This is a genomic window from Nitrosophilus labii (genome assembly GCF_014466985.1).
Lineage (GTDB): Bacteria > Campylobacterota > Campylobacteria > Campylobacterales > Nitratiruptoraceae > Nitrosophilus_A > Nitrosophilus_A labii.
In genome coordinates this window covers 1,341,742-1,356,269 of the sequence record NZ_AP022826.1, presented here as the reverse complement: position 1 = coordinate 1,356,269, position 14,528 = coordinate 1,341,742, and the positions used below count along the sequence as shown (strand labels likewise).

The following is a 14,528-nucleotide window of genomic DNA, read 5'->3' as shown; positions in this document are numbered from 1 at the left end:
ATGAGAAATAGTTTAATGATCGGTTTATTTGCGGCTGCTTTGATTTTTGGAGGTTGTGCAAAAAAAAGTGTAGAGATAGAAACGCCAACAGAGCAGACTCAGCAGGTTCAAGAAGAGCAGGCAACTACTGTGACTGAAGGAGAAGGTATTTCAGAAGTGTCTCCAGAGAGCGGAACGTTAGAGACTTTGAGTGAACAAGAGATAAAAATACAAAAGATGAAAGCTGTAGAGTCTGAAGCTAAAAAGATCTATTTTGATTTTGATAAATACAATATAAGAGCTGATCAGGTTGAAAACGTTGATTTTGATGCAAAGCTTTTTAGTCGTGAGGATGCCAAAGAGTTTAAAATAAGAATTGAAGGAAACTGTGACGAGTGGGGAACCGACGAATACAATTATGCTTTAGGTCTTAAAAGAGCAAAAACCGTAAGAGATGCGCTTGCTGCTAGAGGTATTGAGAAAGATAGAATGACATTGATTAGTTACGGAGAAAGCAATCCTGTATGTACGGAACATAACAGAGCTTGCTGGCAAAAAAACAGAAGAGTTGAATTTACGCTTTTGCCTTAATTGTGAATGAGGGAAGAAAATGAAAAAAAATATCATTATATCTCTTCTTTTTTCCCTCTCTCTGTTTGCGAATGAACCATCCGCTTTTGAAGCTGGAAATTTAGATAGCCCAACTCCCTATGGTCTAACTACTACTGAAAAATATATACTTCAAAACAAAAAAGAGATAGAGAGACTTAAAAAAGAGAGCATTGTAAATTCTTCAAAGATACAAGAATTAGAAGAGAAAGTTGAAGGATTAAGAAGTATAGTTGAAGGCGTCGATACGAATCTAAACAATTTAAGATTGAAGTTTGAAAAGTTTCTTAAAGATAAAGAGTCCGATAAAGATGAACTTCAAAACGAGATAAAGAGTTTAAGTGAGGATTTAAACAAAACAGTGACTTTGCAAAAAGAGAATTATGAGCAGATAAAGAGTGTCTTAAAAGAGTTAACCTCTTTAATAGACAACATCAATAACTCATATATTAGCAAAGAAGAGTTTAAAAAAGAGATGGATGGTATATACTCATATATAGATAAAAAAATAACCTCTATAAAAAAATTGCAACAAAAAAACTCTTTGATGTCCAAAAGTGGAGCCTACGTATTTAAAGAAGCAAAGAGGCTTTTTAGGGAAAAAAAGTATGACTTAGCTAAAGAGTATTTTGAGGTTTCTATCAAAAAACATTATAAACCTGCTACCTCTTCTTACTATATCGGCGAGATTTGTTTTTATCAAAAGAGGTATGATTGCGCTGTGAAGTATTATAAAAAAAGTGCTTCGCTTTATTCAAAATCTTCGTTTATGCCTACTTTGATGCTACATACAGCAGTATCTTTAGAAAAGTTGGGAGAAAAAAAGCAAGCTAAAATCTTTTATGAAAATTTGATTAAAAAGTTTCCTAAAACTAAAGCTGCAAAAATAGCGAAAAATAATTTAAAAAAATTGCAATAAAAGTCTAAAATATTAAATTAATTTTATTGCAAGAAATTTTTGATAAAATCAAAAGTCTAAACTAAAGAAAAGAAAGGTTACGAATGGCAATTGCAGATAACAAAGTTGTATCTATGGAATATGAAGTAAGAGATGCGACTACGAACGAGATAATAGACTCAAACAGAGGGCAAAAACCTTTACAGTTCATTACTGGAAAGGGACAAATCATTCCAGGTCTTGAGAGTAAGATCAAAGAGATGAACGAAAATGAAGAGGCTGATGTATTAGTTAAAGCGGAAGAGGCTTATGGACAAAAAGATGAAAATGCGGTACAAACTCTTCCAATAGAGCAGTTTGCAGGGATAGATTTGCAAGAAGGAATGACTCTTTATGGTCAGGGCGAAAATGGTGAAACAGTTCAAGTTACAGTAAAATCTTTCAATGATAAAGAGGTTGTGATAGATTTTAACCATCCATTAGCCGGAAAAGATCTTCTTTTTACAGTAAAAATTATCGGTATAAGAGAAGCGACTCCGGAAGAGGCGATGACTGGACAGGTTATTGATCCTAATGAGTCTTGCGGATGTGGTACAGGTGGCTGTTGCTAATTTTATAGCTTATTCGAGGGCCTCAAAAGAGGCTCTCAAATCTGCAAATATATTAAAAAGTTTAAATATCAATGTCTTGATAGAAGGGCCTAAAGGCTCAGGTAAAGAGACATTAGCCAGATATATCTCTCCAAAAGCTTCAATAATCAAAAAAGATTTAAATGAAATCGATAAAATAAGTGAAAAAAGTAGCGACGTAATAATATTAAATATCGATCAGTGTAAAAATCTCCATTTTTTAGATTCTATCTCAAAAAAAAGTAAAATTATCGCTACATCAAATCAAACGACAAAAAGTGAAATTATTGATCGAATTTTTCCTATAAAAATCTATCTGCCGCCTTTGAGTGAAAGAAAAGAGGATATTTTGCCTTTGGCAAAAAAGTTTTTGCAAGAGGCTCAAGAGGTGTTTTCTGAAGAAATAGAAATGGATTTAACATCTATTGAGTTTGATTTGAGTGAAAACGGAGATTCGATTAAGAAATCTATTTTTTTCAACTATTTTATTAAAAATATCGAAGATAATCAGATCATGGAGTGTATAGAAAAATTTCTTTTCGAAAAGATCGGTACGAAAAACGACTATAAAGAGTTTTTATATCTTTATGAGCTTCCTTTGATCAAAGCCGGTTTTAAAAAATTTAAAAGTCAGCTTAAAATGGCTCAAATGTTCGGGCTAAACAGAAATACTCTTAGAAAAAAGATTAAAGATTATGAGGAGAAGTTATGAAAAACGTTATTTTTCTTTTTCCGGGACAAGGAAGCCAAAGTTTCGGAATGGGAAAAGATTTTTACGAAAATAGTAAACTAGCAAAAGATTTGATTGAAGAGTCAAGCGATAGACTAAAAATAGATTTTAAAAAGTTGATGTTTGAAGAGAATGATAAACTATCTCAAACCGATTTTACTCAGCCGGCAATACTGCTTGTTAGTTTGATTGCTCAAAAGATTTTCTCTTCTTCCGTAGAGATAAAGCCTAAATACTCTTTAGGTCACTCTTTGGGAGAGTTTAGCGCATTAGCAAGTGTCGATGCACTTGATGTTTTAGACGCGGTTGAGCTCGTTCACAATAGAGGGAAATTTATGCAGCAGGCTTCAAAAGGAGTAGAGGCTGCAATGTTGGCGGTTTTGGGTCTAGATGACGAAAAAGTTGAAGAGATTTGCAAAGAGGCAAGGGAAGAGGGAAAAAAGGTATGGCCGGCAAATTATAATAGTGAAGGTCAGATAGTATTAGCCGGTATAAAAGAGGATATAGTTTCAATAGAGCCTAAACTTAAAGAAGCCGGCTCTAGAAAAACAGTTCTTTTAAATATGTCGGTAGCTAGCCACTGTCCGTTGTTAGATAGTGCAAGAGCGCCTTTAAAAGAATATTTGGATAGATTTTTAAAAGATAACTTCATATCCCCCGTCGTCTCAAACGTAACCGCAAAACCGTACTCTAGTAAAGATGAAGCTCTTTCTTTGCTTGATAGACAACTTGTAGAACCTGTTTTATATAAACAATCTATCAAAAATGTAGAGAGTGAAGCAGACACTTTTTTAGAGTTTGGCGGCACGGTTTTAAAAGGGCTAAATAGAAGGTTAACTAAAGTTCCTACCCTAAGCGTAACTGATATGAAGAGTATGGAAAAGGCTATAAAAGAGCTTGAAGGATAATTAATATCGATATCGATTAAGATTGGGAGTTAAGATGAAAATAGCTATTATGGGAGCAATGCCGGAAGAGATAGAACCGTTACTATCCTATATGAAAGATATAAAATCTTTTGAAGTGGCAAACAATAGATATTATGAGGCAAAATATAAAGGATTGGAAGTTGTTATCGCCTATAGTAAAATAGGGAAAGTTTTTGCCTCTTTAACCGCTTCGGTTATGATCCAGCATTTCAAAGCTCAAAAGCTTCTTTTTAGTGGAGTTGCAGGAGCTATTAACGATGAGCTAAAAATAGGAGATCTAATAGCGGCAACCAAGCTTTGTCAGCACGACCTCGACATAACCGCTTTTGGCCATCCATACGGTTTTGTACCTGAGGGTAAAGTTTTTATCCAGAGTGATGCCGAGCTTCTCTTTTTGGCTAAAGAGGTGGCAAAAGAGAAAAATATCTTGTTAAAAGAGGGAGTTATAGCTACAGGAGATCAGTTTATAGCGAACTTAGAGAGAAAAGAGTGGATCAAAAAAACCTTCGGTGCCGACGCTTTGGAGATGGAAGGAGCAGCTGTTGCCGTTGTTTGCGATGCCTTTGACGTTCCATTTTTTATACTTAGAGCAATTAGTGATGCGGCTGATATGGATGCAGGGTTTGATTTTGATAAGTTTTTAGAGAGTTCTTCAAAAATAAGTGCAGATTTTATAATCTCTATGCTTGATAAAATGGTATGATGAAAAGAGCGGAATTTACTAAAAAGTTAATCAAACAGATAGCAAAAACAAACTTTGAGTTTGAACTTTTAAAAGATGGAGATAGAGTCTTAGTCGGTTTAAGCGGCGGAAAAGATTCTCTAACGTTAATACATGCGTTAAAACATATACAAAGAGTAGCTCCTTATAACTTCTACTTTAAAGCGGTTACCGTCAGTTACGGTATGGGGGAAAATTATGAACATTTAAAAAAGCATTGCGAAGAGTTTGGTATAGATTATGAGGTTTACGAGACTGAGATTTTTGATATAGCAAAAGAGAAAATAAGAAAAAACTCTTCGTACTGCAGCTTTTTTTCAAGGATGAGAAGAGGCGCTCTTTATACGTACGCTCTAAACAACGGTTTTAACAAGTTGGCTCTTGGACATCATCTTGACGATGCCGTAGAGAGTTTTTTTATGAATATGTTTTATAACGGTGCGATGAGAAGTATGCCGCCTATTTACAAAACGGAAAGAGGATTGTATGTTATAAGGCCATTGATAGAAGTTAGAGAGCGACAGCTAAGAGGTTTTGTGGAGAGAAATAACTTTTTCGCGATCGGAGACGAGATGTGCCCTGCGATGAGGTTTGATATAAAAGAGCCTTATGTTAGGGAAAATATGAAAGAGTTTGTGGCAGATTTGGAAAAGAGATTTCCCGACGTTATGAAATATATCAAAGCTTCCTTTAGACACATTCACGACGATACGTTTTTTGACAAAACAAGATTTAAACTCTAAAAAAACTTTTTAAATCTTCTACCACTATGTGCTCTTCCATAAATGTAAGTTTGACTAAATATTAAAAAATCCTATCACGTTTCATATCTTCAAATATTTTTATTTTTGTTATTAGTTTAATATATCTTTAAAAGTCTAATTATTAAAATAAATTATCTCTATATAACGGTAGAAAATATGCAAATACATGAGCTGAAAATAAAAATTCGCCTGAAAAAAGATCTCCCCTTTAAAGATTATATAAACTTTGTTTCTAAAAATGTAAATTATATATTTTACAACTCCACTATATTAAGAGCCCTACACGAAAAGAGAGGTTTTAAACCTTACGTTGTAGGTAGTTTATATCCGGTAAATAAAAAAGAGAAAGTTTATAAACAAGATGCTATCTACACTCTAACGCTTAGAACTATAGAAGAGGCGGTAGTTGGCGAGTTTTATAAAGCTTCTAAAAAAACTACAAATCTTGATTTTGATATTGAAGGTTTTAAATCTAGAGAGTTAAAACTAAGCTATATCGATAAAATATATACAATCACCCCGGCTGTTTTAACCATAACGGATCAAAATGGAAAGATTAGATACTGGACTATTGAGGATGACCCGCTTTTACTTCAAAAACGAATTGTGGATAACCTTGAAAAGAAGTATATCGAGTTTTTTAAAAAAAGCGTAAAAGCCCCTAGTGATATGGTCGGCTTTTTTAAGGTAGTGAACCAAAAGCCGCTAGTTTTTAACTATAAAGGCGGAAAGATCTTTGCCAATAGATTTCAAATCGGTTTTAATAGTGATGAAGTTAGTCAAAAATTGGCAAGACTTAGTTTCGGTGTAGGAATATTAGAGAAAAATCCTTTAGGTTTTGGAATGGTAGTAAGGGCGAGGGATGATTAAAGATATTTTAGATAATTTCGATATCGATTTTCAAAAAGCGATTATCGATAATTACCAGCTCAAAGATGGGCTCTATGTGCGTATTGGCCAAGAGAGAGTAGAGTATTTTATCTACAAAAAGCCAAGAGACAAAGAGTCTTCTAAAGAGATAGGACTTAAAGACTTAGAGGGAAATATCAGAGCGAGCGAATATGAGTGGTTTGCAAGAAGGGATTATGTAAGCGTCTATCTCAACTCCAACAAGGCCATTGATCCTCCAAAAAAGAAGATCCATAACAACAACTACCTCACGCTCTTTGTCAAGGCAAAAGAGTTCAATGAAGCAAACAAAGAGCACTTTGTCACCAAACTCTATGACAATCTCAAAACTTTTGCATCCTTTACAAAAAAAGAGGAGCAAGAAGTTTTAAAAAGCTTTCATAAATATATCTTCGATGCCACAAGAGAGAAAGATATAGAGCAAAAGAAACAGAGATTTTTGGCTATTTTTGATGATATTGTACAAAAAAAAGAGCTTATCAAAGAGGGTGAATATATCAAGATATTTTTCGATGAAGATTTGCGAAAATATGAGAAAGAGGCGCAAATCTACTATGCGCTTAAAATCTACAACAAGATAGAGACTGTAGTCAATATTGATGGCCAAATTTACGGCCTGAGTGATTTTAATATGGGGCTAAATAGCAAAAAGCCATATTTGGAGCACAAAACCAGAGGTTTTAACCTGCCATTTATGGTAAAAAAGGATAAAATCTATACTTTTAAAGCGCTTTTTGATTTTTTAAAATTCCAAAACAATCTATTGCAAAAAGAAGCTTCTAGACATAGCAGCGGAGTTTATATCACCAAACACTCCAGCAACGATCAAGCAGAAATCATCGACTTTGATATTGTTACCAACGAAAATCTTCTCCCTAAGCCTTTTATATTAAGAGATTATCTCAGTGAAAGCGAGGATGAGGAGATAAAAGATTTTTATACACTGTTTAAAGTAGTAGATGAAGTTTTTTATAACGGCAATTTAGAAAACAACCTTTATGGCGATGTGTATAGCAAACTACCTAACACCCTACAAAACCTGATCTATCTCACTCGTGATTCGATGATATCGCTTAAAAGAGGTGAGATGAAGCCACTACTTGCTATCAATAGGCGGTATGGGGATGATTTTATACTATATCATCTCAAACAAGATAGGTGGCACAAGGCCAAAGATGCGCTCAACCTCAAATTATCGCTTGCAGCTTACGAAGGAGAAAAGATGGATATTAAAGAGACATTAAAAAATATAGAGCAAAAGATAGAGAGTTTGGATGAGTTGGAAAGTGTGGAGTTTTTTGTATTAGCAGGGCAGATTATTAAATATCTGCTTGATAAAAGCAAAAAGAGTGATAAAAGAGCCGATATGATCGAGCCGTTTTTACGAACGGGCAAGGCTAAAAAGCTCAAGCAAGAGATAGAGACGCTCTTTTTTGCCTACAAACATGAGATACCTCTCAATTTCAAAAAATTCAATAGCGCTTTAGCTTTGGTGGAGGCTTATGATAAGGATGAAAGAGTGCGAAAAGATAAGCTTTTGATTGGTATTTTGAGTGAGAATATGTTTTATAAAAAGGATGAGAAATGAAACGAGCATATGGAGTGATAGGCGTTAGAGCTATTATGAGCAATTGGAATGCTGATTTTACAGGTCGTCCCAAGTCCACAAGCGAAGGCGAGATATTTGGCAGTGATAAGGCTTTGAAATATCCTATGAAGAGGATGTGGGCAGATGAGGGCAGGAAGGTGATGTATCTTAAAAGCTATATCGAAGACAAAGGTTCTTTGAGGCCTAAGAGTTTAAAAGAGAGATATGAGGAGCTATTTGGTAAGTTTGACAAAAAAACGCCTACAAAAGAGATATTGCAAAATCTCTTTAGCTGCACAGATATAAAAAATTTCGGGGTGACTTTTGCGGAAGAGGGGCAAAATATCTCTATAACCGGAGCAGTGCAGATAGGACAAGGATTTAATAAGTTTGAAGATACCAATGTAGAAGTTCAAGATATCCTCAGTCCTTTTAGCGATGGTAAAAAGGTAAAAAGCGGAGAGGATGTCAATCAATCAACGCTTGGCACCAAGATCATGGTAGATGAGGCGCACTACTTCTATGGCTTTAGTATCAATCCTAAAAACTATGATGAATACCAAGATATTTTAGATGATTTTACAGGTTATACAGATGAGGATTTTGCAGAGTTTAAAAGAGTTGCCAAGCAAGCCGTCACAAGATTTGCTACCAATTCTAAGTATGGATGCGATAACGAATTTGCTCTTTTTGTGGAGTATGATACTGAAAAATATCTACCGGATTTAAGCGAGTATATCAAGTTTGATAGTCAAAAAAAAGAGGTAGATCTCAGTACTATCGAAGAGCTTGTGGGAGAAGAAGCCAAAGTGGAAGTTTATGCAGATTTGTATAAACTCAAAGTCAAAACGAAATGGGAAGTAAAGAGTATTTTTTAAGGCTAAAAGATGTTAGATAAAGAGTATATATCATTTATTAGTGATATAAAAATCAAGATCAGACAAGCTCAAATTAAAGCAGCTATAAAAGTAAATGAGGAACTTTTACGGCTTTATTGGGATATTGCAAAAATGATTGTAGATAAACAAAAAAGCTCTTCTTGGGGTGATGGGATAATTGAGCAAATAAGTAGAGATTTAAAGCAAGAGTTTCCAAATTTAAAGGGGTTTTCAGTTAGAAACTTAAAGTATATGAAGCAATGGTATTTGTTCTGGGTAAAAGGGCAACAAGTTGTTGCCCAAATTTTTCAGATACCTTGGGGTCATAATATTGTAATAATTACAAAGTGTAAAACTATTGAAGAAGCACTCTTTTATGTAAAAAAAACTATTGAAAATGGATACTCAAGAGCAGTTTTAGTGCATCAAATAGAAAGTGATTTATACAGTAGAAGCAAAAAAGCAATAAACAATTTTGACAAAAAGCTACCTGCTCCTCAGTCCGATTTGGCAAAAGAGATTACAAAAGATCCGTATTGTTTTGATTTTTTAAGTTTGAATGAAAAATATAATGAAAAAGAGCTTGAAAATGCTTTGATGGATCATCTAACCAATTTTCTTTTAGAACTTGGTAGCGGTTTTGCTTTTGTAGGCAGACAATACAGGCTAGAAATTGCAGGAGAGGAGTTTTTTATAGATTTGCTTTTTTATCACATAAAACTAATAAAGTGTTTTGTAGTGATTGAGTTAAAAACTACAAAGTTTAAGCCTGAATATGCAGGAAAATTAAACTTTTACATAACAGCAGTTGATAAAGAGATAAAAAGCGATGATGACAATCCAACTATAGGCATACTCATTTGTAAATCAAAAAATAATACCATTGTAGAGTATGCTTTAAACAGTATAGAAAAACCAATAGGAGTTAGTGAATATAAACTTTTTAAAGAGCTTCCAAAAGAGCTAAAAAATACTTTGCCATCAATTGAAGAGATAGAAAGCCAGTTGCAAAAAATAGAGGCAAAAAATGAAAGCAATTAGTTTTAATTTAAGCGGTAGATTCGCACACTTCAAAAAGCCTGATGTCAATAGCCATACCTATTTCACCTATTCTCATATCCATAAAGTGGCGCTATTAGGTATTTTAGGCTCTATTTTGGGACTTAAAGGATATGGAAATAGCAAGGGAGATTTACCGGAGTTTTATGAAAAACTAAAAGAGTTCAAAGTCTCTATCATCCCTCAAAAGCCATACTTTACCAAAAAGATCGTCACTTTTAATAACTCTGTAGGCTATGCAAGTGAGGAGCAAGGCGGCAATCTGATCGTGAGAGAGCAGTGGCTTGAAAATCCCGCTTGGGAGATATTGGTTTTGGATAATGAGAGTGATGAGTTTAGGGAGCTAAAAGAGAGACTTTTTAAAAAAGAGTTTGCCTATGTGCCATATCTTGGAAAAAATGACCACTTTGCAAATATCGATGAAGTTAAAGAAATAGAGCTAAAAGAGGCAACGACCGGTTTAGTTTGCATCTCTTTAGCAAAAAAAGATGATTTGGTTTTAAAAAAAGCCCCACGATTTGGTGCAAACTTCTTTTATGAAGAGTATCTGCCTGTAAGGCTTAAAGATAAGTTTTTGATATATGAATATGAAAAGATGATTTTGAGTAGTTGGGTTGTTGAGGGGAGAAGTGAAAAGTTTTTTGAGTATGAGGGGAAAGGGGTAATCTTTATAATATGAATATAACAAAAAGATTTGAATTACAAAGAAAAAAAGTTTTAGAAAAAGTCTTTACTAAGAAAAGGCTTATTGATACTTGGAGAAAAATAGTAAAAAAACAAATGCGAAGTTTAGATATTAATGATATCCATGATTACTATGATTTTAATTATAACATTGAAACAATTGCTGAACATATAAAATATGAAATTATTGAAGGAAGATTTCAAACTGATAAACCTTTAATATATAAATTAGAGAAAAAATTTGGAATTTGTCGGCATTTAATGATTCCAACTCCTAAAGATGCATTAGTTTTTCAAGTTTTAATTGATTATATAATTGAACAAGGATTAGAACAGCCAAGTAAAAAAGCTTTTTTTTCAAGAGATAGACATGATTTAAAATTACCACACCAACATGATACATCTGATTACACATGGAGAGAAAAATGGAAGAGTTTTCAAAAACAGATTTTTAAATTTTCTGAAACTTATCCATATCTTGTTGTAACGGATGTAACAAATTATTTTGATAACATTGGATTGAAAGAATTGCGTCATATTGTGTCAGGATATGTTAGAGTAGAAGAAGTTATTCTAGATTTATTATTTAAAATGATTGAAGAACTTTCTTGGAAACCCGATTATCTTCCATATTCTTATAAAGGATTACCTACTATTAATTTAGAAGCTATTCGTTTTTTGGCACATATTATGCTTTTTGAATTAGATGAGTATTTAAAAAAAGATGCAAATGATAATTTTGTGCGATGGATGGATGATATAAATATTGGATGTAATGATAAAATGGAGGCTAAAAAATTTTTAGGTAGTATGAATGATATTTTAAAAAGTAGAGGTTTGGCACTTAATTTAGCAAAAACAAATATTTATTCTCAAGATGAAGTTAAATATCATTTTTTGGTTGATGAAAATTTATTTATTAATGAAATAGAAAAAAAGATAAAAAATAATTCATTAACGAAAAATGATAGACAACAAATTAATATTTTATTTAGAAAACATTTAAAAAATGTATCTTCCCAAAATTGGGACAAAGTTACAAAACGTTTTTTTACAATTGCAGGAAAAATTAAAGCGGAAAATTTTATAAAATATGCCAAAGAGCTTTTTATTAGTAGGCCTAATTTTCGACAACATATATTATATTTTTTAAGCAATTTTAATTTTACGAAAAAGATAATAGATACAATATATTCACTATATCATAATGTGGAGTTTTATGATGATTTAACATTATTTATATTAACAAAGTTTCTTGTTGATTATAAAATACCAAACAATAATAAAGGGCAAATATTCATTAATAGTCTCAAAGGAAGATATATTAATGAACAAACAAATAAATTTGGTTTTTATTGTAATTTATGGTTTTATGGGAAATATGGTGAAGATAATGAATTATTAACTTTAATAGAAAATAATAGAGACATATGGATTAAAGATTCTTTTCTATCTAGGCAAGTTATAGCTACTTTACCTAGAGTTTATTTTTTCAAAAAGGATTATGTAGATAATCTATTAGAAGAACAAATAGCTAATGGATTTCCTAATAGTGCTTTTGTTGCAAAAAATATTAAAAATCTTATATTAAGAATATCTTTAGATAAAAAGATTAATTCTTATTTATTTAATGAAGTTTATAAAAATGGAAAACAATACCCATTTTATAAGTTTCTTATATTTATGGCAATGATTAGTAATAATCCGAATAAAGATCAATTAATTGAAAAAATAAAAAATTATATTTCTGATGAATGGTATCTTTATCATATTATGAAATTAGAAAAATGAATATCCTCTCCCACACCCACCCAACCAAACCACCAGAAAAGCTTGAAGAGCACAAAGCCTTAGTCAAAAAATACCTCCAAAAAATCTTCCAAGAAAAAGAGATAGATTTAGAAAAAATCATCGAAAGTTTCAAACTGCAAGATAGGGAGTTTGCTAAAAAGCTCATTTTTGATGCTATTGTCTCCCATGATGAGGGGAAGAGAAATCCCGCTTTTCAGTATCTAAAGATGGGAAACAAAGATTTTAAAGAAGCCTATGAAAAGATGGATGTAAAGAGTTCCAAACACTCGTTTTTGGGTGCGAAGATGTTTTTTGAAAAATATATAGATGAGGTGGCAAGCGAGGTGGAGGATGAGGAGTTTTACAAAAAGCTTTTTTTGCTTACGACTCTTTGCTTCATCATATCAAAGCACCACGCAAAGCTCGATGATTTTGAAAAGTTTGTGCAAAAGCTAAAAAGCAAACTTCAAGAAGAGGGAAGTGCGTATGTAGAGTTTGAGCTTGATTTTTCCTACTTTGATATCGAGACTTTCATAGCTATTAAGCTTATCTATTCGCTGCTTATTAGTGCCGATTATTACGCTACATTGGAGTATATGACGGATATTAAAACGGAGAGTTTCGGCCTCCTTGATATAAAAAAAGCCAAAGAGGAGTTTGAAGATTTTGCGATCGTGCGAAACATCAGAGCAGGAGACTATGAAAAAGAGATCGATAAGCTAAGAAGCCTGATGTTTTTGGAGTCCCAAAAGAGTCTCGATAAATCCAAAAACATATTTTATCTCCAAGCGCCTACAGGGGCAGGTAAAACTCTTATGTCACTCAATCTCGCTCTAAAACTTGAGCCAAAAAAGATCTTTTATATTTTCCCGTTTAATACTTTAGTAGAGCAGACAAAAGAGAAGATAGAAGAGATTTTTAGTTCTCTTGATTTTGCGGTTATCAACTCTATTACTCCTATTGCTTTGGATGAAGAGAATGATCCTAATCTCTATGAAAAAACCTATCTACAGCGCCTCTTTTATCATTATGAGCTGATTTTGACGACGCACGTCAATCTCTTTGAGATACTCTTTGGCATAGGCAAAGAGGCGAACTTTCCACTTTGGCAGCTCTATGGAAGCGTAATTATCCTCGATGAGATCCAAAGTTATGACAACAACCTTTGGTGGTATATGGTGGAGTTTTTAAACGCCTATGCGAAGGTTTTGGATCTCAAGATCATCATAATGAGCGCTACACTGCCAAAAATCGATAGACTTCTTGAGAAAAAAGATGAGTTTGTAGAGCTGCTTGATAGCCGTAAATACTTCATACATCCTCTTTTTAAAGATAGAGTGGAAGTAGATTTTTCTCTGCTTGATCGTAAAATCGATTTTGAGATACTTAAAGAAAAAGTTTTAGAAGCCAACAAGGTTTTGGTGGAGTTTATCAAAAAAAGAAGCGCGAGAGAGTTTTATGAGTATATCAAAGATTTGGATGGCTATGAGGTATATGAGCTAAGCGGTGATGACAATAAACTCTTTCGACAAAAGGTCATTGAGCGTACAAGGATGGCTGAAAAAATCGTCATCGTAGCCACGCAAGTGATAGAGGCTGGTGTGGATATCGATATGGAACTGGGGCTAAAAGATATATCTACTTTTGATAGCGATGAACAGTTTTTGGGCAGGATAAATAGAAATGCTCTTAGAAAAGGCAGAGCCTATTTTTTCAATTATGACAAAACTGAAGATATCTATAGAGGAGACAATAGACTCGATGTAAATTTGCAAAATAAAGAAGTTAGAGACTATTTTTTGCAAAAAGATTTTGGCAAATGTTATGAAGTGGTGCTTAAAAGACTTGATGAGAAAAAGAACAAATATAGCGGGCTGCAAACTATAAAAGATAAATTTATAAAACTCTTGCAAAGATTGGAGTATAAAGAGATTTATGAGAAAATGCAACTCATTCGCTCAAGTGGTATTACAATCTTTTTCCCATATCGCTTAAAGATTGATGAGGAGTTTAGAGGATATTTTGAAAGAGAGTATATCGAGGATGGCTATTTGGATGGTGAGATGATCTGGCAAAGACTCAAAGAACTAAGCGCTATAGAAAATTACGCGCAAAAGGAGATAGAAAAATCGAAGCTTTGGTTTTATATGCAGTTTTTTACTTTTAATCTTCCATTTGTCAAAAAGCTCGATAGATTCAGTGATGAGTGCTGCGGGATATATCTTTTTGCTGATTTTGAGGAGTATATCGATGAGGATTATAAGTTTGATAGAGATAAGTTTATGGAAGAACAAAATAAAAAGTTTGGCTTCTTGTGATATTTGACACTCGAGTGGAATTAGTTTATACTTAAAATATAA

The 14,528-nt window shown here is 33.1% G+C and carries 14 protein-coding genes; all 14 read left to right on the top strand.

Going from position 1 to position 14,528, the window contains the following annotated elements:
* The 14 genes from NIL_RS06770 (at position 1) to cas3 (ending at position 14,486) form a co-directional block, all read left to right on the top strand.
* Positions 1 to 570: an OmpA family protein gene (locus NIL_RS06770; protein WP_197972059.1), complete on the top strand. Its 570-nt coding sequence runs from the start codon at positions 1 to 3 to the stop codon at positions 568 to 570.
* Between the two features lie 19 nt (positions 571 to 589).
* Positions 590 to 1,507 (top strand): tetratricopeptide repeat protein, encoded by a 918-nt coding sequence (locus NIL_RS06765; protein ID WP_187647050.1) that lies wholly within the window; start codon positions 590 to 592, stop codon positions 1,505 to 1,507.
* Positions 1,508 to 1,590: 83 nt separating this feature from the next.
* Positions 1,591 to 2,097 (top strand): FKBP-type peptidyl-prolyl cis-trans isomerase, encoded by a 507-nt coding sequence (locus NIL_RS06760; RefSeq protein WP_187647049.1) that lies wholly within the window; start codon positions 1,591 to 1,593, stop codon positions 2,095 to 2,097.
* A complete protein-coding gene (locus NIL_RS06755) occupies positions 2,060 to 2,827 on the top strand; it encodes a sigma 54-interacting transcriptional regulator (protein WP_187647048.1) in 768 nt (255 codons plus the stop codon). Before NIL_RS06760 ends, NIL_RS06755 begins: the two co-directional genes overlap by 38 nt.
* Positions 2,824 to 3,753, top strand: coding sequence for an ACP S-malonyltransferase (fabD, locus tag NIL_RS06750; RefSeq protein WP_187647047.1), 930 nt, complete (start codon positions 2,824 to 2,826; stop codon positions 3,751 to 3,753). The genes NIL_RS06755 and fabD overlap by 4 nt, the downstream gene beginning before the upstream one ends.
* Positions 3,754 to 3,787: 34 nt before the next feature.
* Complete coding sequence (locus NIL_RS06745) at positions 3,788 to 4,477, top strand: 5'-methylthioadenosine/adenosylhomocysteine nucleosidase (protein ID WP_187647046.1); 690 nt, start codon at positions 3,788 to 3,790, stop codon at positions 4,475 to 4,477.
* The gene (locus NIL_RS06740) at positions 4,477 to 5,238 is read left to right on the top strand and encodes a tRNA 2-thiocytidine biosynthesis TtcA family protein (protein WP_187647045.1); all 762 of its coding nucleotides are present in this window, start codon (positions 4,477 to 4,479) and stop codon (positions 5,236 to 5,238) included. Before NIL_RS06745 ends, NIL_RS06740 begins: the two co-directional genes overlap by 1 nt.
* Before the next feature lie 177 nt (positions 5,239 to 5,415).
* Entirely contained in the window at positions 5,416 to 6,129 is a 714-nt protein-coding gene (cas6, locus tag NIL_RS06735; protein ID WP_187647044.1) for a CRISPR-associated endoribonuclease Cas6, read from the top strand.
* Positions 6,122 to 7,756 (top strand): hypothetical protein, encoded by a 1,635-nt coding sequence (locus tag NIL_RS06730; RefSeq protein ID WP_187647043.1) that lies wholly within the window; start codon positions 6,122 to 6,124, stop codon positions 7,754 to 7,756. The genes cas6 and NIL_RS06730 overlap by 8 nt, the downstream gene beginning before the upstream one ends.
* Complete coding sequence (locus tag NIL_RS06725; protein WP_187647042.1) at positions 7,753 to 8,634, top strand: type I CRISPR-associated protein Cas7; 882 nt, start codon at positions 7,753 to 7,755, stop codon at positions 8,632 to 8,634. The genes NIL_RS06730 and NIL_RS06725 overlap by 4 nt, the downstream gene beginning before the upstream one ends.
* A 9-nt stretch (positions 8,635 to 8,643) precedes the next feature.
* A complete protein-coding gene (locus tag NIL_RS06720; RefSeq protein ID WP_187647041.1) occupies positions 8,644 to 9,675 on the top strand; it encodes a PDDEXK nuclease domain-containing protein in 1,032 nt (343 codons plus the stop codon).
* Positions 9,662 to 10,372: a type I-B CRISPR-associated protein Cas5b gene (gene cas5b, locus NIL_RS06715; protein ID WP_187647040.1), complete on the top strand. Its 711-nt coding sequence runs from the start codon at positions 9,662 to 9,664 to the stop codon at positions 10,370 to 10,372. Before NIL_RS06720 ends, cas5b begins: the two co-directional genes overlap by 14 nt.
* Positions 10,369 to 12,168 (top strand): RNA-directed DNA polymerase, encoded by a 1,800-nt coding sequence (locus NIL_RS06710; RefSeq protein WP_187647039.1) that lies wholly within the window; start codon positions 10,369 to 10,371, stop codon positions 12,166 to 12,168. Before cas5b ends, NIL_RS06710 begins: the two co-directional genes overlap by 4 nt.
* Complete coding sequence (gene cas3 / locus NIL_RS06705; protein ID WP_187647038.1) at positions 12,165 to 14,486, top strand: CRISPR-associated helicase Cas3'; 2,322 nt, start codon at positions 12,165 to 12,167, stop codon at positions 14,484 to 14,486. Before NIL_RS06710 ends, cas3 begins: the two co-directional genes overlap by 4 nt.
* The last annotated feature ends 42 nt before the right edge of the window (positions 14,487 to 14,528 follow it).